Raw genomic sequence first — 25,014 nt, 5'->3', positions numbered from 1 at the left:
TAATCCTCCTTACTTAACGGAATCTTTATTAAAGATTACCGCAGCTAAAAACTTAGGTATTGCCATTTGTCTTTTTATCCTTGAAGGGTTTGTTATAAGTCTGTAAAACCACTCCAGGTTAAGCTTTATAAAAATATCAGGAGCCCTTTTGGCATCTCCCGACAATATGTCTATAACTCCACCGTTTCCTATTATTAATCTGGTATTTAATTTATCCTTATTGGTATCTATCCAAATTTCCTGTTTAGGATAGCCTAGCCCTAAGAAAATAATGTCGGGCTTAAGTCTGTTTATTTCTTCTATTACCTTGATTTCTTCTTCATGGCCAGCTTGATTTGTATGTGCCCCCTTAAAAAATCCGTGATTATATCCAATTAAGTTAAGCTTAGGTCTTTGCTCCTTTAAGCTTGTATAGGCTTTTTTTACAGTTTCCGGCTTCGTTCCTAAAAGATAAAGACTGTAACCTTCCTTTTCGCAAATATTAAGCATCTCCAGGGATAAATCATAGCCTGTAACTCTTTCCTTTAAAGGTTTGTTTCTTATTTTAGACCCGTATATAAGCCCTATGCCGTCAGGTACACTCATATCCGCATTGTTGAGGATCTCTTTCATTTTTGGATTATTCTTGGCATCCATTACTATTTCAGTGTTGGGTGTTACTATGTAGTGGAATTTTTCCTCTTTTAAAAGTTCTTTTATCCTTTCCACCGCTTCCTTAAAACTTATATTTAGGACATTAACACCGAAAATACTAACCTTATCCAAATCATCACCACTTTTCCTTTATCTCTTAATCTTATCTATTATTAAAAACAAACTTGATTCATCCACTTCTTCAATTATATATCTATATCCGGATCTTTCACCTAATTCTCTAAGATCTTCTTCTGTAAAGGTAACTGCCTTAAAGCCGTCCTTACAATAAATTACTCCGTCCTTGGTCCTTTCGTAGTCTATTTCGCCGAGAAGCTTCTTTTCCGCCTGTTCCTCAAACCATTTTATTCTATCTTCCCAAAACTTGCCACTATAGGTACTGAAATAAGCCCTGCCCTTATCTTTTAAAGCCTTAAGGCATATTTTTATAATTTTGTCCGGATCCGTCTTTAGAGATGAAAGTCCGTTTTGCAAAGATATTACCACATCAAATTCATCTTCAGCTTTAAGGTCATTTATATCAATAGCCTCAAGCTCTACATTTTTTAAATCCTTTAGGTAATCTTTTCCAAGTTCTATTGAATCTTCTGAAATATCTATTCCCTTTAAGAAGCCTGCATCCTTTGAGAGTTCTTTTAATATTCTGCCATATCCGCAGCCTACTTCAAGAAGATTTTCTTTGCCGGTTAAGTCCTTTCTCACTCTGTCTATTTCATGAAAGAGATATGACTTAATCCTTTCTATTTTAGTGTCATAGACTTGAAAAAGCATTTGAGAATTTAATTTTTCCTTATAATAATTATTTTTCATAAAATCCTCCTAACTGTTAATAACCCTTGCTACAGCTTCATTATGTATGTTTGTAAGCTTATAAAATTTATCTAAATGTGCCGCAGTTTCTTCCTTTAAGCTTTCTAAATTATCCAGGGAGTTTAGAATTTCCTCTGCCAGCATATTTTCGTCAAAATCCTCAACATAGTATCTTTGCACTCTGTCAAGCTCCTTAATAAAACCATCTATTTTAGGATCATAACTTATTCCTATGGGGTAGGCTCCTGTAAGTGTTGCAAAAATCAAACCGTGAAGTCTCATTGACAGCATAAGGTCCATATTGGAAATTAGAGATAGGTACTCCTTTACATGAAGGTAGTCTTCCAAAATATATAAATCCTCAAAGACAGGTTTAAGTCTATTGTAAATCTTTCTTTCTATGGCTAAATCTAAGTGATAGAAAAATGGAACTAAAATAATATTTACGTCTGTTCTTTCTTTAAAAATCAACTCTATTAATTTTGAAACCTTATCTACCGTTTGATCTCCATAGTTTTTCCAATTCATTATAGTAAAACAAATATTTTTCTTTTTTGGATCTACAGACAGCTTTTCTAAAATTTCTCTTCCACAGTCCTTTCCTACTTTATTAATTCCAAAAACTGTATCAGTTGTAACAAGAACTTCTCTATTTATTCCAAGCTCTTTTAATTCTCTGTGAGATTGGTTATCTCTCACATTAATAAAGTCCACTTTCGAAAGTATTTTCTTTGTAAGATATCTGTTTCTTTTAAGTCTTATAGGCCCTATGCCCTGGGAATATATAAAGGTTTTTTTCTTAAAAAGGATCCCCAGCATAAGTATGCCTAGATAATATATTATAGATTTTTTGCTGGTAACATCCTGGAGAAGAGATCCTCCTCCCAGAAGAACCATATCCGCCTTTTTAACCTCTTTAATTATTGTGGAAAGTTTTGAACGATTTACACTTTTCACCTTGTATTTGGCTGTTGTCCAATCAGGATTTTTGGAAAGTATTACAAGCTGTGCATCGGTTTTTGATGATATTCCATCTACCAGTCCTTTAAGGATGGCCTCATCTCCTATATTGTTATAACCGTAATATCCTGAAACTAAAATCCTCTTAGTCAATATACTTTTCGTACCCCTTCCTGATTAAATCGGCTATTAAAAGAACTATAAACGATATTACTAAAGCAACGACAATTTCAACACCTATTCTTGTAAAGGATATCTTTATAGGAGTCCTAATATGGGAAAAGGTGTTAACTATGTCAGTCATTCCTATAGTTGCAAGTAGACATAAGACAAGTCCCAGCATATCTCCCTTTTTCTTATAGGCCAAATAAACTAAAATAAATATTGCCGGATATCCTGCTATTATTGATTTTGTTCTTGGTCTTACAGGTAGATATTGCTCCATTAGATTTCTCATTAGCAGCTCGGGCTTAGGTACCTTTGCACTTGTATTTCCTCCCCTTACTACAAATGCAGCTAAGATTAAAAGAAAAATCAGTCCCAAGGCAGCCTGCCAAAGTTCGATTTTGCTGGTCATTACTCTTTTTATTTCCCTAGGCTCTATTCTTACCTCTCTGTGAATTTTTTCGTCAAAACCTATATAGGCCGTGTATATAAAAATACTACAAAGCAGGGGCAACAGCTGAGAAATTTTTACTCCTCTAAAGATATTTATTTCAAGAAGATAGTTAGTGCCACTCATAAAGGACACTTCATGTAAGGCTCCTACCATAGTAATTGCTATGGATATTAAAAGGATTAAACTTCCATGGAAAAATATCTTGCCAAGTTTTGACTCATATCTTCTATTTCTGATTTGCTTATAATTTTCAAGAATGTAGCAAATGGAAAGAAGTGGAAACACTATTATGGAATTTAAATTAAAAAGCACATTGCCTAAAGATTCTAGTTTACCCAAGGCGAAAAAGCCTATACTTGCCAGGACTCCCAAAATTAAAAGAGTCATTGAAGCAAAAGCAGGTAGATGAAATATAAGTTCTAAAAGCAAAATCGAAGCTGCAGCTGATCCTAAGGCTACAGGCACCTTCATATATGAGCTTACCTGCCAGGATCCCATAGGATTTACATCTCCTAAGGAATATCCCTTATCGGCCATTCTTTCTTCTAAGGAGCCTATAACTCTTCCATAGGCGTCAGGATCTGTAATGGCAGTTTGAGATTTTATAAAGCCTGAAAGGAAAATAACTGAAATATTTCTTTCTGAAATTGCCCTATAATATACATTGGTAAGCTCTTGACCTTCTTGGTGGAATGGTATTTCATAATCATATTGTGAAGCTAAATAATCCCAAGTGGTAAAGGCTCTAAGTTTTCTTGTGGAATCTTTTTTTATTATAGGGTCAAGTCCGTTTACAGACAAGTGTCCCCTTTGAGTTGAAGCCTCTATTAAGCCTATGGCTATTTTGTTTTCAGATAAAAATTTTTCAAAATCCTCTTGGATCTTTGTATCCTCTTCAGTATTTTTATAAAACTCCTTGCCTGAAAATACTATATATCTCTGATTAGGATTTAAAGACTTAACTGAGTTTATAAATCTTTCCATAGTTAGTCTCGAATCTTGGACATTTGGAAAATACACCGGGCGAAGAGTTACATCAATACCTATATCTTTAATTTCATTAACTAAATCAGAATCAAAGCCTAAACCTACATATTCAAGCATGGAACCCTTAGGTAAGGATCCCTTCATTTTATTTTCATAGGTGTCATAGGCGTCAAGTTCATAGCTTACTATATCTGACGGTCTTCCCTCTACAACAAGCCTTCCATTTGAAAGCTCCATCTTTCTCTTGTCCTTTAGAGTTGATAAACCTTCTTTTATAAAGTTAAGCTCCTTATCGCTACCTGTAACTATAAGGTCATTTCCTATTATTTGAGTTGAAACACTTGACCCCGGAAAAGATTTAAGACCTGCAATAGTTACTTCGTTAAAAGATACTGTTGTAAGTCCCCTGTCATAAAGCTTCTTGAAATATTCTACAGGCAAATCTCCATTGCCATAACCAAGTCTTGCAAAATCGTCATAGCCTGCAACTATATCATAGTGTCTGTAATTTTTTTCAACCTTGTGTCTTCCAATGGCAAAGGTTGTTGAAAATATTATTGAAATTAATATTAGAATTAAAAAAATCTTGTTTTTATATTTAGTATACATAATATCTCCTTTACTTAATCTATGGTAATTATACTATGAAATAATCAATTTTTATACATTAAAATAGACCCCTTCAAGGGTCTATTAGGATTTGACTTCCAGGCTGACTTTAATTGCATCATCAATTTCTCTCATAATCTTATCATCAAAGTGTCCTATTCTTTCTCTCAATCTCTTCTTGTCTATAGTTCTTATTTGTTCAAGAAGTATAACAGAATTTTTGGGAAGAGGCACATCTTTTGAGTTTACATTTACATGAGTGGGAAGCTTTGTTTTATTAAGTTGTGAAGTTATAGCTGCAACAATAGTAGTCGGAGAATATTTGTTGCCCATATCGTTTTGTATAATCACTACCGGTCTGACTCCTCCCTGCTCCGAACCTATTACAGGAGAAAGATCGGCATAGAAAATATCTCCTCTTTTAATTAGCATAATCTTCCCTCATCTTATAATTTTAAAGAGCTGAAACTGTTAGGGGAGCTTAAATCTATAGGTCCTAGTACATATTTTAAGGATTTTACTATATCCCTTGCCAGCATAAAATCCTCACCGAGGTTTTCAGAGGCAATATCTCCTGCCAGTCCATGTATGTAGGCACCTGCACAGGCGGCTTCAAAGGCGGAGTAGCCCCTTGCAAGAAGACTTGCTATTATGCCGCTAAGAACATCTCCGCTGCCTGCTGTGGCCATGCCGGCATTACCTGTTTTATTTTTATAAAATCCCTTATCATATGTAACCAGACTTCTGTGACCCTTTAAAAGAAGAACCACTTTATAGTCCCTTGCAAACTCCCTTGCAATTTCTTCCTTATTTTCATTTATCTCTTCTATAGTTTTTCCGCAAAGTCTGCTAAACTCCATTAGGTGAGGGGTAAGAACTGTAGTGTAGACCTCTCTGTCCTTTAAAACTGAAGGATCTTTTGAGATAAGGTTAAGGCCGTCAGCATCTATTAAAATCTTTTTATTAAGTCTAAGAAGACTGAAAAGAATTTTTTTAGCTTCTTCTGTTCTGCCTATTCCCATTCCCACTGCCAAAGAGTCCAGCTTTGAAAGAAAGTCGGAATCTAAATCATCATAGGTCTTTACTATAGGTTCAATATATTTTATAGACATAATATTAAAAATATCTTTAGGCACAAGGTTATAGACTAGGCCGGATCCCATTCTAAGGGCAGCCATAGTTGCAAGATAGGCTGAGCCTGTCATTCCCCTTGAGCCTGCCAGTATGCCAACCTTGCCGTAATCTCCCTTGTGAGTATCAGGGTTTCTTCTATGTAAAAATTTTGGAGAGCTTTCTAAAGCAATGGCAACTGCCAAATCTTTATCATGGGAAATAGACAAATTATAATTTATCCCCAAGGCTTTACCATAAGGGGATGAATTTATGTAATAAATCTTAATATCTTTAAAAGAAAGCTTGCCTATACCTGTACCCATTGCCTTTGATATAGCCTCTTTTGCAGCAAACATACCTGCTATTGACTTAGGTCTGAAATTTTTTCTTTTTAAAATTTCCTTTTCCTCTTTAGTGAAAAGTTTATCTATAAATTTAAAACCGTATTTTTTGTAAAGTTTGTCTACCTTACTTATACTTATAATATCAATGCCTATCATCTTACACCTCTACGCTACTACAATTATAAACTAATTTAATAGAAATTGCATAAAAGTTTATATAATATAGCAAGATAGGATTTAACATTTGACAAGGCAGCATAAATATAATATACTCTCACTAATCGTATAAAAACAAAGAAGGTATACAGTAGGCTTAGGCTGAATTACAATACCCGAGTTTTAAGATAACTGTGTCTAAACAGTAGGAGGCTACGGCAAAGAAAGGTGGTACCACGAATGTGTCCTTTCAAGTCGGTAGCTATTTTTATTTTGTGGAGGAATTTATGAAGGTTTTTGATGTTTTAGAAGAAAGAGGATTTATTGATCAGGTAACTCACGAAGACGAGGTAAGAGAACTTTTAAATGAAGGATCTATTCCCTTTTATATAGGATTTGATGCTACAGCTGACTCCTTAACCCTGGGACACTTCCTGCAAATAAGAGTTATGCAACATATGCAAAGGGCAGGTCATACACCTATAGCTCTACTCGGAGGAGGCACTACTATGATTGGCGACCCTTCAGGTAAAACTGATATGCGTAAGGTTATGACCAAGGAAACAATTGACCACAATGCCAAGTGCTTTAAAGAGCAGCTTTCAAAGCTTTTGGACTTTTCCGACGGCAAGGCAATTTTTGTAAACAATGCCGACTGGATACTTGACTTTAACTTTTTGGAGTTTATGAGAGAAATAGGAGTTCATTTCAGTGTAAACAGAATGCTTACCTTTGACTGCTACAAAAATAGAATGGAACAAGGGCTGACCTTTTTTGAATTCGGTTATATGCTTTTGCAATCCTATGACTTTTTATACCTATACAGAAAGTATGGATGTAAATTGCAGCTTGGAGGATCCGACCAATGGTCCAATATGCTTGGAGGCTATGAACTTGTAAGAAAGCTTGAACAGGACAAGGTTTACTCCATGACCTTCAAACTTCTTACTACTGCAGCAGGTATTAAAATGGGTAAAACTGAAAAAGGCGCTATTTGGTTAGATGAAAAGAAAACCTCACCCTATGAAATGTTCCAATACCTAAGAAACGTAGATGACAGAGATGTAATTAAGTTTATGAAGCTTCTTACCCTAATGGATATGGATGAAATAAAAGAATATGAAAAGCTTCAAGGAGCAGAACTTAATAAGGCTAAGGAAAAACTTGCCTTTGAAATAGTAAAAGATGTTCACGGAGAGGAAGAAGCCAATAAGGCCCTTGAAGCATCAAAAGCCTTATTTGCCGGAGGAGCTGACAGTGAAAATATTCCTTCAAGTGAGTTTGATAAAAAAGACTTTGAAGAAGGCAAAAATTTAATTGAACTTATGAGTGAAGTAGGGCTTATAAAGTCCAACTCAGAGGGCAGACGCCTTATTCAACAAAACGGGGTCTCAGTAAACGATAAGAAAGTTTCAGAAATAGATAGGACAATTACCTTAGATGACTTTACAGATGGATCTCTTCTCATTAAAAAAGGAAAGAAGATTTTCCACAGAATTAAAATTAAATAAAAAATAGGAGTAAGTTTAACTTACTCCCTTTTTTATCACTGAATCACTTAATAAAAAGTCATAAAACTTTTATTCCTCTTCAAATCCTTCTCTTATAAGTCCATATTCCCTTGCACACTCTCCGACTCTTTCTGCAACCCTATCTGCTATTCCCTCTTCAAAAACATTAGGCACTATATGGTTTTCAGAAAGATACTCAGGCTTAACAGATTCTGCTATTCCTAAAGCTGCCGCATGCTTCATCTCTTCGCTGATTTTAGTAGCCCCTACTGACAAAGCACCCTTAAATAGTCCCGGAAAGGCAAGTACATTATTTATCTGGTTAGGGAAATCAGACCTTCCTGTTCCAACTATTCTTGCACCTGCAGCCACAGCTTCATGATAGCCTATTTCAGGTTCAGGGTTTGCCAAAGGAAGAACAATTGAATCAGGTCTCATAGAGGCTACCATATCTTTATCTATTACTCCTGCCTTTGATACTCCTATAAATATATCAGCCTTTGCCATTGCTTCTCTTATAGTCAGGTCCTCATCAAAATTATTGGTAATTTCAAGAATTTCTTTTTTTACAAAATTATACTTATCTGCATTCTTACTTGAAAGAACACCTTTAGAATCAAAGCAATATATATTACCTACACCTAACTGCTTTATCATTCTAACAATAGAAGATCCTGCAGATCCGGCTCCACTTACTACGACAACAGAGTCTTTAGGATCCTTGCCTGTTATCTTGTAAGCATTAATAAGAGCAGCTGTAACGACTATGGCAGTTCCATGCTGATCGTCATGAAAAACAGGTATATCCAACTCTCTTATAAGCTGTCTTTCAATTTCAACACACCTTGGTGATGATATATCTTCAAGATTTATACCTCCATAGGTTGGAGCTACAGCCTTTACTATACTTATAATTTCCTTTGGGTCTTTTGTATTAAGTACTAAAGGTACAGCGTTAAGACCTCCGAACTTTCTAAAAAGTACAGCCTTTCCTTCCATTACAGGTAGTGCAGCTTCAGGTCCTATGTCTCCAAGACCTAAAACCGCCGTTCCGTCAGATACAACGGCAACTACATTACCCTTCCATGTATAATTATATGCTTCATGAGGATTCCTATTTATTTCCAAACAAGGTTGTGCAACTCCCGGAGTATAAGCGACAGAAAGATCTTCTAAATTCTCTAAGCTACAGTTAAGCTCAACTTTGATTTTTCCCTTCCACTCTCTATGTTTATTTATTGCCAGTTCATAAAAGTTTTTCATATATATCCTCCAAATTTTAATTGACCTTATTGTACTTTAAAATTAAAGCTTTATCTTTAATTATTAGTCCATTTTCTCTATACCTATACCCTATAAATATCTTATAAATAATTTTAAATAAAAATACAAGAAGAAGATTATTTCTCCTTCCTGTATCTAATTTTATAGTATTAAAAATTAAATTTAATTTGCAAATTTAATTACAGTCTTATGTAAGCATAGCCTTCATTTTGGAGCCTTGCTATACGTAAAATTACTGAAGGTTCAACTATTACATAGTCAGGGAGCATTTCTCTTGTTATACTGTGATCCTTCATTCCCTTTTCTCCTATAACCCATTTTACATTAGGTCTTCCCAAAACTCCGTCAAAATCCATACCTACATATCTTCCAAACAAGGAAGCGGCCTTACTCATTGCTATAATCTCAACATTTGCATCAGGCACTCGAGTTACAAGGTCTTTTATATTTGCCATTGTATCTTCCCACTTATCTATCTCTACTATGTGAAATATAACCTTCATGTCTTCTCCTCCTTTATCTATATCACTTTTTATATAGATACCCCAATTAAAGTGATAATACCTTAAAAGTCTAAGTTAATTTGTTTAATTATAAAAAATAAAAGGGAACATTTCTGCTCCCTTTCTACTGGTCTTCACTATGAAATTTCATCATATCTTCAAAAATATACCACATATCATCCACCGCTTTCTTATCAAGAGATGAAAAAGCTATAATATTTTGTCTGTTTTGTATTTGAAGCTTCTTTGCAATTATAGCAAGGGCTTGATTGTACTTGCCTCTACTTATTTTGTCCGCTTTTGTAGCTATTACTATACCTGAAAAACCCATTTCCTTTATAAATTCATACATTTGCTTATCCTGCTCTGTAGGCTCATGTCTTATATCTACAAGTAAAATTACTTCTTTAAGGCTTTCTCTTAAATGAAGATATTGATTTATAACCTTAGCCCAGGAATCTTTTTCTTTTTTTGACACCTTGGCATAACCATAGCCCGGCAAGTCAACAATTCTCATTTTATCGTTAACCTTATAAAAATTAACTGTCCTGGTTTTGCCGGGAGTGGATGATGTCCTTGCAAGGTTCTTTCTATTTAACATTGCATTAATAAAGGAAGACTTGCCCACATTGGATCTTCCGGCAAAGGCTATTTCAAATAAATCCTCCGGTGGATATTGCTTAGGGTCTACGGCAACTCTTTCAAGCTCTGCTGTTTTTACTTTCATTATTTCTCCTTTAAGGCAAGTTTTATTACGTCCTTAATATCCTTGGCATAATAAATTTCAAGGTTCTCTATTGCACTATCTTCTATTTCCTTTAAATCTCTTTTATTATCGAAGGGTATTACTACTCTTTTTATGCCCATTCTTTCAGCTGCAAGAAGTTTTTCCTTTAGTCCTCCTATAGCCATTACTCTTCCTCTTAGAGTTATTTCACCTGTCATTGCCAAATCGCTGTATACTTTTCTCTTGGTTAGGGCTGATAAAACTGATGTTGTCATAGTTACCCCTGCTGAAGGTCCGTCCTTTGGTACTGCTCCTTCAGGAACGTGTATATGAATATCGCACTTATTTCTAAAGTCCGGATTTACCTTATAGTAGTCGGCATTGCTCGCTATATATGATATAGCAGCTATGGCAGATTCCTTCATTACGTCTCCCAGCTGACCTGTAAGGGTAAGTTTACCTGTGCCTTCCATAATAGCTGTTTCAACTTCAAGTGTAACTCCCCCTACTTGTGTCCAAGCAAGTCCTGTTACTGTTCCTATTTTATCTGCCTCATCAACCTTGTCAAAAGTAAACTTCTTTTCTCCTAAATATTCAGAAAGATTTCTTACATTTATTGAAACCTTGTCCTTACTGTTTTCAACTATTTCAATAGCGGCACGTCTTGCAGCCTTGGATATTTCTTTTTCAAGTCCTCTTACTCCGGCCTCCCTTGTGTAGTTATCTATTATAAGTTTAAGGGCTCCGTCTGTAATCCTAAAATTTGATGGCTTCAGTCCGTTTTCCTTTATTTGTTTAGGCAATAAATGCTTTTTGGCTATATTAAACTTTTCATTAGGTGTATAGCCACTTAACCTTATAACCTCCATACGATCAAGTAAAGGCCCTGGAATACTTGTAGTAGTATTTGCAGTTGCTATAAAAAATACTTTGGATAAATCAAATTGAAGTTCCATGTAGTGGTCAGTAAAGGTTGAGTTTTGTTCAGGATCTAAAACTTCCAAAAGTCCACTGGCAGGATCTCCTCTATAATTATTTCCAACCTTATCTATCTCATCAAATAAAAATACCGGATTATTTTCCTTAGCCTTTTTCATAAGACTTATAACTCTGCCCGGAAGTGCTCCCACGTAGGTCCTTCTATGACCTCTTATTTCAGCCTCATCAGTTACTCCCCCAAGACTCATTCTTACAAATTTTTTGTCAAGAGCATTTGCTACTGAGGCTGCTATTGAAGTTTTTCCTACCCCCGGAGGACCTACAAGGCAAAGTATAGGGCCCTTAGTGTCAGGAGAAAGCTTTCTTACAGCTATAAACTCCAAGATTCTTTCTTTAACACTTTTTAACCCGTAATGCTCATTATTTAATATTTCTCTTGCCTTATTAAGATCTATCTCCTCACTTGAACTTTCAAGCCAAGGCAAGTCCAATATCCAATCTAAATAATTAAGTATTACAGTGTATTCCGGAGATGCTGAATTTATTTTAGAAAGTTTGGATATCTCTTTCTCCGCCTTTTCCCTTACATAATCAGGAAGATTTTTCTCCTTTACCTTCTCCTTGTATCCACTTATGGTATCTTCTTCAGACTCGTCTCCCAATTCTTCATGAATAACCTTAAGCTGCTCTTTAAGGTAATAGTCCCTTTGGATTTTGTTCATATTGGACTTTACCTTTTTATCTATATTTTTTTCTATTGATAAAAGCTCAATTTCCCTTTGAAGTATTCCGTGGAAAAGCAGCATTCTTTCATAGGGATTAAGGGTTTCAAGAATTTTCTGTGCATCTTCAAGCTCAAGATTTATATAGGCTGCAGATGTATCTACAAGAGATGAAGGAGTGCTTTGGTCAACAACGGATTGCAAAAGCCCCGGCACAAGTCTTGAATCAAGCTCGCTATATAATTCAAGGTCTTCTATTATCAATCTTTTTGCAGCTATAGTTTCATCATTTTCTTCAAGGTCTTCATTTTCAATAAAATTCTCAATTTCTGCAGATATAAATTTTCCTTCTGTATCTACATTTTCTATTTTTGCACGATTAATTCCTTCAACAAGTATCCTTACTACTCCACCGGGAAGCTTCAATATTTGCTTAATAACTGATACAGTTCCATAGGTATAAAGATCATCTTCCTTAGGATTTTCAACTTCATCATCTTTTTGTGCCACTAAAAGTACTTTTGAGTCTTTAATTTCCGCTTCTTCTATAGCGGCTATACTTTTTGATCTGCCACAGTCAAAATGGCTCACTGTTCTTGGAAAAATTATAAGTTTTCTTAGGGCAATAACCGGTAATTTAGTTTTCTCATTCATATTTCTCACCCCGCTGTAAAAATAAGGCTCATCTTTTTAGACGAGCCGTTTTTTATTAATTCTTGAGTATTAGTTTAGGCAGTTTTTTCTCTTCGACGCTTTCCTTTGTGATTATTACTTTTTCAACATCATCTCTTGATGGTATCTCATACATAACATCCATAATAGTTGACTCTATTACACCTCTTAAACCTCTTGCTCCGGCTTTTTTCTCTATAGCCGACTCGGCAATATATTCAAGTGCACTTTTATCAAACTCAAGCTCCACATTGTCAAATTTTAAAAGCTGTTGATATTGTTTTACCAAAGCATTTTTAGGCTTGGTCAATATTTCTATAAGTGCTTCTTTATCAAGAGTCTCAAGGGTTACCGTTACCGGAAGTCTTCCTATAAGTTCAGGTATAAGACCGAATTTCAAAAGGTCTTCTGTTTGAACCTTAGTTAGAATATTCTCCCTTTGTGCTCTTTTATCAACAAGCTTTGACCCGAATCCCATGGAGCTTTTTGAAAGTCTTGATTCTATAATAGATTCTATACCGTCAAAAGCACCGCCGCATATAAATAATATATCACTTGTATCTATTTGGATAAATTCCTGATTAGGATGTTTCCTTCCTCCTTGAGGGGGAACATTGGCAATGGTTCCTTCAATTATTTTAAGTAGAGCTTGTTGAACTCCTTCGCCGCTTACATCTCTTGTTATTGACACATTCTCTGATTTTCTTGCAATTTTATCTATTTCATCTATATAAATTATTCCCGTTTCAGCTTTTTCTATATCATAATCTGCAGCTTGAATAAGCTTCAAAATTATATTCTCAACATCTTCTCCTACATATCCTGCCTCTGTAAGAGTAGTGGCATCTGCTATGGCAAAGGGAACATTTAGTATCTTTGCAAGAGTTTGAGCAAGTAAGGTCTTGCCGCTTCCTGTCGGTCCTATCATAAGTATATTGGATTTTTGAAGCTCTACCTCATTGTCTCTTTTAAGCTTTGAGGTTATTCTCTTGTAATGATTATAAACCGCCACAGCTAAAGATTTTTTAGCCTGATCCTGTTTAATTACATAGGAATCCAAAACACTTTTTATCTCAACAGGTTTTTTTAACTTTAATTTTAATGAATCTTCAGTCTCAATAAGCTCTTTTTTCAGTATTTCATTGCAAAGCTCAATACACTCATCGCAAATATATACATTTGGTCCTGCTATAAGTCGATTTACCTGGCCTTTTGACTTACCGCAAAAAGAACACTTAAGTTCTTGTTCGTTATCGGGCATACCACACCTCAATCTCTTTTGGTTATTACTTTGTCTATAAGTCCATATTTCGCCGCTTCTTCAGCTGATAAATAATAATCCCTGTCAGTATCCTTTTCAACTTTTTCAAGAGGTTGACCTGTCCTTTCGGAAAGAATTTTATTTATTTTATCTCTTAATTCAAGAATCTTTTCAGCGTGAATTTTAATATCTGATGCCTGACCTTGGGCTCCTCCTAAAGGCTGATGGATCATAATATCGGAGTTTGGAAGTGAAAATCTTTTTCCCTTAGTTCCAGATGCAAGTAAAAAGGCTCCCATTGATGCAGCAAGTCCTATACACATTGTTGAAACGTCACATTTAATATATTGAATGGTGTCATATATAGCAAAGCCTGCACTTACCAAACCTCCGGGACTATTTATATATATTTGAATGTCCTTATTGGGATCTTCCGCTTCCAAAAATAAAAGTTGAGCTACTACAAGATCTGCTGTAACATTGTCAATCTCGCCGCTTATAAAAATAATCCTTTCCTTTAGCAATCTGGAATATATATCGTAAGATCTTTCTCCTCTATTGGTTTGTTCTACAACCATAGGCACTAGTGCCATACTATCACCTTAACTTTCTGTTATTTTACTTTTCTTCTTTATTGTCTTCTTCTGATTCCTTTTCTTCTTTAGCTTCTACAAACTTTGCATTTTCAACTAAGAAGTCAAGGGCTTTTCTATTAAGAAGATTTTCTTTAATGCCTTCCTTGTTTGCAGCAGCCATTTGCTCTTTCATTTTAGCCTTTTTATCCTCTTCGTCAGGGAAATATTCCTCAACCATTCTATCAATTTCCGCTGTCACTTCTTCTTCTGTAGCGTCTATTTTTTCAGCCTTAGCTACCGCTTCTATAGCAAGTGAAGTTTTAACTTGTCTTAAAGCGTCATCCTTTAAATTTTCTCTAAAGGCATCAACATTTGAACCTATCATTTTAATATAGTCTTCAAGGCTCATACCTTGTGCTCTTAGACTTTGGTCAAAGTTTTGCATTTGCATATCTATTTGGTGATTAACCATACCTTGGGGTACGTCAACTTCCATTTCTTCTACAATTCTTTCTAAAATTTTGTTTTCTTTCTCAGCTCTTTCCCTATGTTCAAATTCTTTTTCTCTTTTTTCTTTTAAATCTTGTCTATATTCTTCAACTGTATCAAAGTCTGAAATGTCTTTAATAAATTCATCGTCAAGCTCAGGAAGTTCATCATAGGAAATAGTGTTTAGCTTAATTTCAAATTTAGCATCCTTTCCTTTTAAGTCTTCTGAAGCGTAATCTTCAGGGAAGGTTACATCAATTTCAAATTCTTCTCCTACCTTATGTCCTATAATTTGATCTTCAAATCCCGGAATAAAGGTATTTGATCCAAGCTCAAGGTCTTGCTTTTCAGCTGATCCGCCTTCAAATTCTTCTCCGTCTATTTTACCTTTAAAGTCAATATTTACCTTGTCTTTTTCCTTTGCAGGTCTGTCATCTACATTGACGCGTCTTGCATTCATTTGTCTTTGGTTTTCAAGGTCCTTATCAATAAGTTCATCTGTAACCTCATACTTTACATCTTCCACTTCAATTCCCTTATATTCTCCAAGCTTAACCTCAGGCTTAACATCTACACTTACTTCTACTGTAACATCTTCTCCCTGATTAGCTTCTTTAATATCTATATTGGGTTGGTCTACAACTTCAAGTTTAAGTTCATCTACAGTTTCTTCGTATTTTGATGGAAGTATTTCATTAATTGCATCTTCCATGAAAACATCTTTACCATACATGTTTTCTATTATTTTTCTTGGAACCTTACCTTTTCTAAATCCCGGAACTTGAAAATATTTTCTGTTCTTTATAAATACTTCATCTTGAGCTTTTTTTAAATCTTGTGCATCTAAAACTATGTCAAAAAATACGGTGTTATTTTCTTTCTTTTTTATATCAGTCATTTTATCCTCCATTTAATAGGCTCTAAGAGCTATTTAATTAATATATTATACCATATAGAATTTTTATATTACACTTAAATGTGTTCAATTACATCTTTAAGTATCTCTATTTCTTCATCTGTAAAAGTCAATCCTTTAGACATTCTTGTGTGATCAGGCGACCATTCTCTTATGTCGTATTTAGGATTCCTGTCGTTCCAGGAAACTAAATTTACTTCTTTTGTCCAACCTGTAGACTTTTCAGAAAGTACCGCTAAATGTTTAACTATTTCAAATTTAATATCAGCCATGTTTCCTCCTAAGGTTATTACAACTTAGAGTTTACTTTTAGGAAGCTCTTCTCTTATAAGAGACTTTGCAGCTTCCATTGCTTCATCAAAACTTATTTCTTTTCTATTTTTGCCATCAGATCTTAATGAGTATTCAACTACACCTTCACCGGCCCTTTTACCTACTGTTATTCTTATAGGTATTCCGATTAAATCACGATCATTAAATTTAACTCCTGCTCTTTCATCCCTATCATCAAGTAAAACTTCATAACCGGCTTGTGAAAGATCCTGATATATTTTTTCTCCAAGCTTTAGTTGTTCCTCTTTTTTAGGATTCATTATTGTAATAATTACATGATAAGGAGCAACTACCATAGGCCAGATAATACCATAATCATCGTGATACTGCTCAACTATTGCAGATACAGATCTGGTAATACCCACTCCGTAAGAGCCCATCCAAATATTCTGTTCCTTGCCTGATTCGTCAAGGTAGGTTGCTCCTATGCTTTCTGAATACTTAGTTCCCAGTTGGAATATATTTCCAACTTCTATGCCTCTGGCAAAACTGTATTCCTCATCACTGCCTTCAATTTTATCTCCCTTTTGCACAAGCAAAAGATCTTCTGCCAATTCTCCTTTAAAGTCTATGTTATAGTTGACATTTTTAATGTGGTAGCCTTCTTTGTTTGCACCTACTACAAGATTTGAAAGTTTAGTAACTGAACTGTCAAATATAATCCTTACATCCTTTGAAATACCTATAGGTCCTGTATATCCCGGAGCTGATCCTGATTTTTTAATATCTTCATCAGACATCATTTCTATTTCATGTTCAGGAACTTGAAGGTAGCTAATTAATTTGGCTTCATTAAGCTCCCTGTCTCCCGGAATAAAAACTATTACAGGCTTTCCTCTTACACTAAGATCTACAGCCTTTAGGCATTTAGATTTATTAACACCTAAAAAGCTTGCTACCTCTTCAATAGTTTTGCAATTTGGAGTCTCAATTTCTTCAGGCTCAAGAGCTTCTTCTTTTTCTCCTGCTTCGTAAATAACTTTAGCTTTTTCAACTGTAGCTGCATACTTATCCTTTAAAGAATAGGCTATCTCTCCTTCTCCGGTTTCTGAAAGAGCTATAAACTCATGGCTCATATTGCCTCCCATAGCCCCATTGTCTCCCTCAACTATTTTATAGGTGATTCTTAATCTGTCAAAAATTTTTTCATAAGCCTCATACATTATATAGTATGAAGCCTTCATGGTTTCAGGATCAGTATCAAAAGAGTAGGCGTCCTTCATTAAAAATTCTCTTGTCCTATTTATTCCGAATCTCGGTCTTTTTTCATCACGATATTTTGTTTGAATTTGATAGAGGTTTAAAGGTAGTTGCTTATAGGATCTGACTTCATCCTTAATAAGGGTGGTAAAATATTCTTCAGCTGTTGGCCCTAAGCAAAATTCTCTTTCATGTCTGTCCTTTAGCTTAAACATTTCAGGACCGAATCTTTCCCATCTGCCTGTGGCCTCCCAAATTTCTCTAGGCTGGATGGCGCTCATTAAAATCTCCTGTGAGCCTGCCTTATCCATTTCTTCTCTAACTATATTTTCAACTTTTCTTACAACCCTATAACCCAGTGGCAAATATGTATATATACCGCTGGCGGATTTCCTTATAAAAGCACCTCTTAGCAATAATTTATGAGATGCTATTTCGGCATCTTGAGGTGCCTCCTTTAAAGTTGGCATATAAAATTTTGATAATCTCATAACTTCCTCCATTCAAATATTACAACGCCTTAATATTATATCTTTACCCCCTGTGGTTTTCAAGGCTTTTAGCATATAGTATAATATATAGGTTCAATTTATTAAATACTTTAAAAACTAAAGTGTTTTATGTTAAAATAATTGCTAGAACAAAAAGGAAGGGGATAAAATAATGGATAAAAGATCCATTGGAGTTTTTGACAGCGGTGTTGGCGGAATAAGTGTGCTCAACAGACTTCTTAAACTGCTTCCCAATGAAAATTATATATACATAGGCGACACAGCAAGAATGCCTTATGGAATAAGAAGCGAAGAAAATATTAAAAAAATTTCATCAGACTGTATAGAATTTATATCAAAAGAAAACCTGAAGGCCGCAGTTATAGCTTGCAATACCGTAAGTTCCGTTGCAGTCGATCACCTTAGAGATAAGTTTGACTTTCCTATTATAGAGGTTGTTACACCCGGCACAGTAGATGCAACCGAGGTAACAAAAAACAAAAAAATTGCCTTAATTGCAACAGACGTAACTGTAAATTCAGGAGTCTATGAAAAATATATAGGAATGAGGGATCCTCAAATAGAAGTTAGATCTTTGGCTTGTCCTAAATTGGTACTAACTATAGAAGCAGGGCATGCCCTTGATGAAATAGGTGCCGAAATTATAGAGGACTATTTAAAATTTTTTGATGATTTTGATTATGATACTTTAGTTTTTGCTTGCACCCACTTCCCTCTTGCTAGGAAAAATTTTAAGGACATATATGAAAGACAGAATAAAGAAGTTTTTTTAGTTGACCCCGCTTATAATACAGCTCTCGAATTAGAAAAAACTTTAAAGAATTTAGATGCCTTTAATGAAAATAACCAGGGCAAGGTAGTTTTTTATACCACATCTGACCCTAACAGGTTTAGGCAGTTGGCTATAAAATATTGCAGACTCAGCCCCGACAAAATATCTCCTGTAACAGTAGACTTGGAAAAAGCTTTAAGAAAAAAGTAGCCGGGTCTGCTTTTTTATTTTAAATTTTAAGACATCGCTTTTTTAAAGGCGTATAATGTAATTAATGAATTTTATTTGTTAGGAGGATTTATATGGATTTTAAAAAATATGGATCTGTTGCAGCAGTACGCATAGACAGAGGAGAAGAAGTTTTAGAAGAACTAAAAAAAGCTTGTGAAGAAATGAATATAAAGTCAGCATACATAACAGGTATTGGTGCAGGAGACGATATAACAGTAGGGCTTTATAGTGTAGAAGAAAGAAAATACAACAAGTTTCGCCATCAAGGTGAATTTGAAATTACAAATATCACAGGAAATATTACAAGTCTTGACGGAGAATACTATTCACACCTTCACATAAGCTTTGGAGACGGAAACAAATTTATTGCAGGCGGCCACTTAAACTCATGTAGAATTTGCGGAACCTGCGAACTTTTTATTCAAATTATTGACGGTCAAATTGATCGTATGGTTGATGATAAAACAGGACTTAATATTTTAAAGTTTTAAATAAATGCCGATAAGTGATTGTTCACCTCTGTCGGCATTTATTTTTTATTAATAAAATTAAAGAAAGGCAATAAGTAAAAAAGCCTTGTAAGTATCAAACCTACAAGACACATATGGTGGAGATGACGGGAGTTGAACCCGTGTCCGAAAACTCTTCGCAGTCAGCTTCTCCGAGCGCAGTATAGTTATTTATATTCAATTTAAAACTCGAACATACACGATTTTCAAATTATATCATCATGAAACCCACCCTGTTATGATGCCTTGCAGGGCTTCGTTTCCCACTAATTTGACACCTTATATAAGCCGTGGGGATCAAATATAAGATGAGCAGCAGCTTAGGCTGCTAAAGCGTAATTTTCGTTTTCGTTTATTTGTTTTGAGGCTTTTAAAGTTGCTCCTCACAACTGCTCGCTACTGAAAGCTCCAAATCCCCGTCGAAGCCAATTTCATCCCCATAAGGTACTATAATTATAAGATAAATAAAAAGCCAGGTCAAATTGATTTGCTTCTTAGCTTATAAATTAAATAACCTATTGAGCCTCCTAAAACATTTAAAATAAAATCATCAATGTCCACGGATCTTCCTACAAAAAATTGAACGGTTTCAATTAAAATCGATATTAAGGATAGAAATATTAGAATTTTTTTCAAATCCCTCATGTCCTTATAGAGAACAGGGATCATAAATCCCATAGGTATAAAAATTAAAATATTTCCGAAAATATTTGTAAAGGAATGAAAAAATCCTGAGTACCTTATGTAACTTCTAATAGTTTTAAAGGGCACAAGGTTTACTCCCCAGTTGCCTTGACTTATTCTGTCTTTAAAATCCCCTACAAAATCAAAATTTTCAGAGCTTAAATCTATCCCCTTATGTGCCAAAAATGCATTTGGCATAAATAAAAATAAACACATAACTGCCACATAACCTGCAAAAAGAGAAAGTATAAATTCTCTTTTGGAATTTGAGTGCTTTTTTAAACTTTTAAAGAAATAGGTTCTTAGAAGAGAGAATATTACAAAGGTCAAAATAAAGGTAACTGTTCCTCTTAAGAGGAAAAAAATAAGGAGTTTCATACAGCCCAATCTTTAAAACTTTCTATATAGTAGTCGTTTCCGGCCTTGGAAGCTTCCCAATAATCTTTGGCACTTTCGTCATAAACTGCTATGGTAACCATCCCTGACTTTTTAGCGGCTTTAAGAGCATAGGGAGCGTCATCAAATAACATAACATCTTCGGTATCAAGTCCAAGCTTAGCTGCAAGAATTTCAAAAAATTCTTTTTCAGATTTTTTAACTCCTACATCATCTACAGTTTGAATCACATCAAAGTAGTCTTTTATATTAAAGCGCTTAAAAACATGGTTTAAAAATTTCATATTAGTAGCGGTTCCAAGGGCAAGCTTATAGCCCAAGTCATAATATTTTGTCAAAGTTTCAATGGATTTTTCCTTAGCCAAAGCCTTGTTTTCATAAAAATCTGCAACTATATTTTTATAGTCCTGATAAATCTCTTCAGGCTCCTTATCCAGCTTATAGTAATCCACAATAAACTCTACACTTTTACCCAAACCCATTACAGTAGTTTTTTGAGCCACATCATCAGTAAGGTCCACTCCCAGATTCTTTAAGTAGTTTTTTGAAAGATTTCTATACATACCCATAGAGTCAATAAGAGTGCCGTCTAAATCAAAAATTATTCCCTTCATAAATACCTCATTTCTTTAAAATATTATATAAGCGGTGCTTTTACCTGTCAATTTTACATAAAATTTTATTTACAAAATCGCCTTGCAAATAAAGTTTTGCTTTGCTATAATTATTTCCAGTTTGTTAATAATGATTAGCTATTATAAAATTTACTTGTAAAAGTTTTATAAATAGCTTATAATTAATGGGTAAACTTGTCGGGGTGTAGCGCAGTTTGGTAGCGCACGTGGTTTGGGACCATGGGGCCGGGGGTTCAAATCCTCTCACCCCGACCATATAAAGCTTGTCTTGGTTTTTTAGATTAAACCTAGGGACAAGCTTTTTATTTTATAAATTTTTAAAGCTTATATTTCTATTTAGATTAAATTACTTTTAGATGTTAATAAAAAAGACGACTTTAATCAGTCGCCTTTTAATTAATCTTCTTTTTTAATTTTTAAAGCTCCAAAATAAATTTATTTAATTAATCCTATTTCCTTATAGTACCTTTTGGCTCCTTCAGCCAATGGTAAATCAGCTATATCTTTTATTGCGTCCTCCACTTTTAAACCTTTTAAGCTTTTATTGCTTTCTTGTAGCTCTTCTAAATTTTCCCAAAAGGTCTTAGTCATTTCATATACCAAATCATCGCTAAGCTCATCTGTTGTGTAAAGAACCATTTTTATGGCTGAAGTGTTTATATCTTTGTCCTGACCTATGTAGCTTCCCGCCTTAATAGTATAGTTTGTGTACCAAGGATCCTCTTCTTTAAGCTTGTCTACAGTTTGTCTATCTATTTCTAAAATTTCAGCGCCGCTTGAAGCTGTAATTTCTGTAACGGAAGCTGTTGGTATAGCCGCCATAATCCAAACTCCGTCAAGACTTCCCGTTCTTATAAGGTCGGCACTTTCTCCCGGTGCAATTCTTTGTATATTAAGGTCGCTTTCTTTTAAGCATACGGCTTTTAAATGATTCATTGTTTCGCTTTCAGTGGTGCTGCCGGAGGAGCCTGCGGAAAAATTTTTACCCTTTAAGTCTTTAAGAGAATTTATTCCTGCATCTTTTCTTACTACTACCTGATTGGGGTTTAAGTAAAGACCTGCAATAATTCTTAAGCTCGGGTTTTTTCTGTCCTTAAATACTCCCTCTCCGTGGTAGGCCTGATAAACTATGGAGCTTACTCCCAAGCTCACCTCGGCATCTTTGTCATAAATAATATTAAGATTATCTACTCCACCATTTGAGGCTTCAGAATTAAATTTAAGTCCTATTTTATCAGTCCAAAGCTTAGAAAGAGAGAATCCCAAATTATATAAAGCACCTGTAGTTGACGCCGTAGGTATGCGAATTGCTTTTTCTTTAGCCTTACAAGATGGCAAAAATAAAATTACAAGCAAAGGAAGTATAAATTTAAATTTTTTTCTCATAACTACACCTTTTTTCGTAAATAAAGACAAAAATAATTATTGTCAAAGCTATAAGATCTGTATAAACCCCCGTATCTATTAAAAGAATCCCGGCAAAAATAAAGAGGCATCTGAATATCTTATTAAGGTTTCTGTAAAGATAGCCCTCCATTCCTACGGTAAAGGAAAGTATACCCACAGCCGCACCTAAGACTACTCTAAGGCCGGTAAAAATTTCCGTCGATTGAAGCAAAAGATCCTGATTTTTTATAAAGAAAAACGGAAGTATAAAGCCCCCTAATCCTAACTTCACAGCCTTTAGAGAGGTCTTTACCATATCTGAATCTGCAATGGAGCTTGCCACATAGGAAGATATTGCAACAGGTGGTGTAATATTTGATAGGCAGGCGTAAATTAGGCAGAACATATGAGCTGATATCGGACTTGCCCCTGCCTTTATCATAATCGGAACGGCAACAGACACTACTATTACATAGGCTGCAACTCCAGGCACTCCCATTCCCAGTATTATTGAAAGTATCATTACCATAAAGGCTCCGAAATAAATATTGCTATTGCCTACAATACTTAACACAATACTTCCAAACTTAAGACCCAAGCCGCTAAGGGCAACAGATCCTATAATAAGTCCAATTAGAATGCAAGCCATAGCAACATTTAAAGCTGATAAGGCTCCTTCTTTTGAAGCTTCTATTATAGTTTCTAAATTCATTGCCGTTTCTTTTTTAAAGTGACTTGAAATTATCGTTGCAAAAATTGCAGCTATACCGCAGGTTATAGGAGAGTATCCCATAAGCATCATGACAATTAAAATTACAAGTGGAATTAATAAATGAAAACCTGATTTTAAAATTTCTTTACTTTTTTTATCTATTGATATACCTTTTAATCCTAACTTTTCAGCTTCCAAATGCACAGAAAGTAAAAGGCTTAAATAGAACAAAAAAGCAGGCACAATAGCAGCCATAAGCACTTGAGTATAAGGGATTTGTAAAAATTCAGCCATTACAAAGGCTGCAGCTCCCATAATTGGAGGGCAGAATTGACCTCCCGTTGATGCAACAGCTTCAACTGCACCGGCAAAGTCGGAATCATAGCCTGTTTTTTTCATCAGTGGTATAGTAATGGTACCTGTAGTAGCAACATTTGCCACTGCAGATCCGTTTATCATACCCATACAAGCTGATGCAACCACTGCCACCTTTGCAGGCCCCCCTTTGGATTTTCCTATTAAGGACATGGACAAATCGTTTATAAAATTTGAAAATCCACTGTATTTTAAAAAGGATCCGAAAATTACAAAGAGAAATATGTAACTTGCACTTACTCCCACTCCTATACCGAAAATTCCACCGGTACCCCAAAATAAATAATTAAGAACCCTTTTTAAAGAAAAGCCCCCGTGAGAAAGACTGCCGGGTAAAAATTTTCCCCAATATAAATAAGTCAGAAAGAAGAGAGCAAGAAGACTCAAATTTTTATTGGACTTAAACCCTATTACAAGCACAAGAAGGATACCAAGTCCTGCTACAAAAACATCAAGGCCATAAGTATAGCCTCCTCTTTTAGATATAAGTGTGTAGTTAAAAATTACATAGAGAAAGGAAAAGACTGAGAGTATAGACAAGGATATTTTTAAAAAATTGCCCAGGTCTTTAAAAAGCAAGGACGATATTATAAGTACGAAAATAATGTGAATACATCTTAGAAACATATCATCTACATTTAAAAATCCAACAACTATAATTTGTATTGCTACCCAAAGGCACAAAATAATGGAGATGAAAGTATTATCCCTATTAAATTCTATTTTATCAATAAATTTTTTCATAAGTCCTCCGTTATTATTATACTACCACCACCCTTTATAAAAGCAATAAAAAAGACTGCTGCATCGCAACAGTCTTATATATGTTCTTATTAATCTTCAACAAGGACTTCTATTACACCATAGTCCTTATCTTTTCTCTTATATGCTATCTCTACCTTATCTGTGTCGGCATTTAGAAATACAAAGAAGTTATGATTTAAAAGTTCCATTTGAAGCAATGCCTCTTCCTCATGCATAGGTACCAAACTAAAAGTTTTTCTCTTTACGATTTTTGCTTCTTTACCGCCGGACACCTCATCTTCTACAGGATTTATGTTTTCAAATCTTATGGTTTCAGAATTTCCTTGGTATCTTTTCTTTAATCTGGTTTTATATTTTCTGGTTTGTCTTGACAAAGCATCTATGGCTTTATCAATTGATGTATACATATCCTCTGTTGTTTCTTCAGCACGAAGAATCGTTCCCGGTAAAAATATAGTTACTTCGACAGTTTGATCGTTTTTAACTGTTGAGAATACAGCTCTGGCCTTTATCTCTTTATCAAAATATTTATCAATTTTTGAAAATTTCGACCTCGCATAATCCTTTAAACCATCAGTTAATTCAATATTTTTTCCAACTAAATCAAGTAACATATAATCACTCCTCTCAATTTGTGTGGTTTGTTTATGTTA

At 34.7% G+C, this 25,014-nt stretch carries 23 protein-coding genes, 1 tRNA gene and 1 other RNA gene; 4 read left to right on the top strand and 21 right to left on the bottom strand.

Features of this window, described 5'->3' with window-relative positions; translation table 11 throughout:
- Window positions 1–9: 9 nt before the first annotated feature.
- The 6 genes from PEPCATONIAE_RS03080 to PEPCATONIAE_RS03055 form a co-directional block, all read right to left on the bottom strand.
- Complete coding sequence (locus PEPCATONIAE_RS03080) at window positions 10–765, bottom strand: WecB/TagA/CpsF family glycosyltransferase (RefSeq protein WP_138159517.1); 756 nt, start codon at window positions 763–765, stop codon at window positions 10–12.
- An 18-nt stretch (window positions 766–783) separates the two neighbouring features.
- Window positions 784–1,464 (bottom strand): class I SAM-dependent methyltransferase, encoded by a 681-nt coding sequence (locus tag PEPCATONIAE_RS03075; RefSeq protein WP_138159516.1) that lies wholly within the window; start codon window positions 1,462–1,464, stop codon window positions 784–786.
- Between the two features lie 9 nt (window positions 1,465–1,473).
- Entirely contained in the window at window positions 1,474–2,577 is a 1,104-nt protein-coding gene (gene csaB, locus PEPCATONIAE_RS03070) for a polysaccharide pyruvyl transferase CsaB (protein ID WP_138159515.1), read from the bottom strand.
- The gene (locus PEPCATONIAE_RS03065; protein ID WP_138159514.1) at window positions 2,570–4,639 is read right to left on the bottom strand and encodes a DUF5693 family protein; all 2,070 of its coding nucleotides are present in this window, start codon (window positions 4,637–4,639) and stop codon (window positions 2,570–2,572) included. The genes csaB and PEPCATONIAE_RS03065 overlap by 8 nt, the downstream gene beginning before the upstream one ends.
- Window positions 4,640–4,723: 84 nt before the next feature.
- A complete protein-coding gene (locus PEPCATONIAE_RS03060; RefSeq protein ID WP_138159513.1) occupies window positions 4,724–5,071 on the bottom strand; it encodes a type II toxin-antitoxin system PemK/MazF family toxin in 348 nt (115 codons plus the stop codon).
- A 14-nt stretch (window positions 5,072–5,085) separates the two neighbouring features.
- Window positions 5,086–6,252 (bottom strand): NAD(P)H-hydrate dehydratase, encoded by a 1,167-nt coding sequence (locus PEPCATONIAE_RS03055; RefSeq protein WP_138159512.1) that lies wholly within the window; start codon window positions 6,250–6,252, stop codon window positions 5,086–5,088.
- 287 nt (window positions 6,253–6,539) lie between these two features.
- On the opposite strand from PEPCATONIAE_RS03055, the gene tyrS reads away from it, so the two are divergent.
- Window positions 6,540–7,763, top strand: coding sequence for a tyrosine--tRNA ligase (gene tyrS / locus PEPCATONIAE_RS03050; RefSeq protein WP_138159511.1), 1,224 nt, complete (start codon window positions 6,540–6,542; stop codon window positions 7,761–7,763).
- 69 nt (window positions 7,764–7,832) lie between these two features.
- Here tyrS and PEPCATONIAE_RS03045 read toward each other — a convergent pair whose 3' ends face one another.
- From PEPCATONIAE_RS03045 to PEPCATONIAE_RS03005, 9 genes are all read right to left on the bottom strand, one after another.
- Complete coding sequence (locus PEPCATONIAE_RS03045; RefSeq protein WP_138159510.1) at window positions 7,833–9,026, bottom strand: NAD(P)-dependent malic enzyme; 1,194 nt, start codon at window positions 9,024–9,026, stop codon at window positions 7,833–7,835.
- A gap of 200 nt (window positions 9,027–9,226) precedes the next feature.
- The gene (locus PEPCATONIAE_RS03040) at window positions 9,227–9,550 is read right to left on the bottom strand and encodes a DsrE family protein (RefSeq protein ID WP_138159509.1); all 324 of its coding nucleotides are present in this window, start codon (window positions 9,548–9,550) and stop codon (window positions 9,227–9,229) included.
- A 124-nt stretch (window positions 9,551–9,674) separates the two neighbouring features.
- The gene (gene yihA, locus PEPCATONIAE_RS03035) at window positions 9,675–10,277 is read right to left on the bottom strand and encodes a ribosome biogenesis GTP-binding protein YihA/YsxC (RefSeq protein ID WP_138159508.1); all 603 of its coding nucleotides are present in this window, start codon (window positions 10,275–10,277) and stop codon (window positions 9,675–9,677) included.
- Window positions 10,277–12,592, bottom strand: coding sequence for an endopeptidase La (gene lon, locus PEPCATONIAE_RS03030; RefSeq protein ID WP_138159507.1), 2,316 nt, complete (start codon window positions 12,590–12,592; stop codon window positions 10,277–10,279). The genes yihA and lon overlap by 1 nt, the downstream gene beginning before the upstream one ends.
- 55 nt (window positions 12,593–12,647) lie before the next feature.
- Window positions 12,648–13,871, bottom strand: a complete 1,224-nt coding sequence (clpX, locus tag PEPCATONIAE_RS03025; protein WP_138159506.1) for an ATP-dependent protease ATP-binding subunit ClpX — start codon at window positions 13,869–13,871, stop codon at window positions 12,648–12,650.
- Window positions 13,872–13,879: 8 nt separating this feature from the next.
- Complete coding sequence (gene clpP / locus PEPCATONIAE_RS03020; protein ID WP_138159505.1) at window positions 13,880–14,464, bottom strand: ATP-dependent Clp endopeptidase proteolytic subunit ClpP; 585 nt, start codon at window positions 14,462–14,464, stop codon at window positions 13,880–13,882.
- 25 nt (window positions 14,465–14,489) lie between these two features.
- Entirely contained in the window at window positions 14,490–15,833 is a 1,344-nt protein-coding gene (gene tig / locus PEPCATONIAE_RS03015; protein ID WP_138159504.1) for a trigger factor, read from the bottom strand.
- Window positions 15,834–15,907: 74 nt separating this feature from the next.
- A complete protein-coding gene (locus PEPCATONIAE_RS03010) occupies window positions 15,908–16,123 on the bottom strand; it encodes a YdbC family protein (protein ID WP_138159503.1) in 216 nt (71 codons plus the stop codon).
- 24 nt (window positions 16,124–16,147) lie between these two features.
- A complete protein-coding gene (locus PEPCATONIAE_RS03005; RefSeq protein ID WP_138159502.1) occupies window positions 16,148–17,875 on the bottom strand; it encodes a proline--tRNA ligase in 1,728 nt (575 codons plus the stop codon).
- Window positions 17,876–18,047: 172 nt separating this feature from the next.
- Between PEPCATONIAE_RS03005 and murI the strand changes: the two genes are divergently transcribed.
- Together murI and PEPCATONIAE_RS02995 are read left to right on the top strand one after the other, a co-directional pair.
- A complete protein-coding gene (gene murI, locus PEPCATONIAE_RS03000) occupies window positions 18,048–18,878 on the top strand; it encodes a glutamate racemase (RefSeq protein ID WP_138159501.1) in 831 nt (276 codons plus the stop codon).
- Window positions 18,879–18,970: 92 nt separating this feature from the next.
- Window positions 18,971–19,390 (top strand): PPC domain-containing DNA-binding protein, encoded by a 420-nt coding sequence (locus tag PEPCATONIAE_RS02995; protein ID WP_138159500.1) that lies wholly within the window; start codon window positions 18,971–18,973, stop codon window positions 19,388–19,390.
- 114 nt (window positions 19,391–19,504) lie between these two features.
- On the opposite strand, the gene ssrA is transcribed toward PEPCATONIAE_RS02995, so the two are convergent.
- From ssrA to PEPCATONIAE_RS02980, 3 genes are all read right to left on the bottom strand, one after another.
- Window positions 19,505–19,847: a transfer-messenger RNA gene (ssrA, locus tag PEPCATONIAE_RS02990) on the bottom strand.
- A gap of 38 nt (window positions 19,848–19,885) precedes the next feature.
- Window positions 19,886–20,470: a VanZ family protein gene (locus tag PEPCATONIAE_RS02985; protein ID WP_138159499.1), complete on the bottom strand. Its 585-nt coding sequence runs from the start codon at window positions 20,468–20,470 to the stop codon at window positions 19,886–19,888.
- On the bottom strand, window positions 20,467–21,102 hold the full coding sequence (locus tag PEPCATONIAE_RS02980) for an HAD family hydrolase (protein ID WP_138159498.1): 636 nt from the start codon (window positions 21,100–21,102) through the stop codon (window positions 20,467–20,469). The genes PEPCATONIAE_RS02985 and PEPCATONIAE_RS02980 overlap by 4 nt, the downstream gene beginning before the upstream one ends.
- 199 nt (window positions 21,103–21,301) lie before the next feature.
- Between PEPCATONIAE_RS02980 and PEPCATONIAE_RS02975 the strand changes: the two genes are divergently transcribed.
- A tRNA-Pro gene (locus tag PEPCATONIAE_RS02975) sits at window positions 21,302–21,378 on the top strand.
- 180 nt (window positions 21,379–21,558) lie between these two features.
- On the opposite strand, the gene PEPCATONIAE_RS02970 is transcribed toward PEPCATONIAE_RS02975, so the two are convergent.
- The 3 genes from PEPCATONIAE_RS02970 to hpf all read right to left on the bottom strand — a co-directional run bounded on the left by PEPCATONIAE_RS02970 (window position 21,559) and on the right by hpf (window position 24,975).
- The gene (locus tag PEPCATONIAE_RS02970; protein WP_138159497.1) at window positions 21,559–22,509 is read right to left on the bottom strand and encodes a TAXI family TRAP transporter solute-binding subunit; all 951 of its coding nucleotides are present in this window, start codon (window positions 22,507–22,509) and stop codon (window positions 21,559–21,561) included.
- On the bottom strand, window positions 22,493–24,340 hold the full coding sequence (locus PEPCATONIAE_RS02965) for a TRAP transporter permease (RefSeq protein ID WP_138159496.1): 1,848 nt from the start codon (window positions 24,338–24,340) through the stop codon (window positions 22,493–22,495). Before PEPCATONIAE_RS02965 ends, PEPCATONIAE_RS02970 begins: the two co-directional genes overlap by 17 nt.
- Window positions 24,341–24,429: 89 nt before the next feature.
- Window positions 24,430–24,975, bottom strand: coding sequence for a ribosome hibernation-promoting factor, HPF/YfiA family (gene hpf, locus PEPCATONIAE_RS02960; RefSeq protein WP_138159495.1), 546 nt, complete (start codon window positions 24,973–24,975; stop codon window positions 24,430–24,432).
- Window positions 24,976–25,014 lie beyond the last annotated feature (39 nt).

The organism is Peptoniphilus catoniae (assembly GCF_901447155.2).
Lineage (GTDB): Bacteria > Bacillota > Clostridia > Tissierellales > Peptoniphilaceae > Peptoniphilus_E > Peptoniphilus_E catoniae.
The sequence above is the reverse complement of the archived record's forward strand: the minus strand, read 5'-3'. Positions and strand labels throughout refer to the sequence as shown.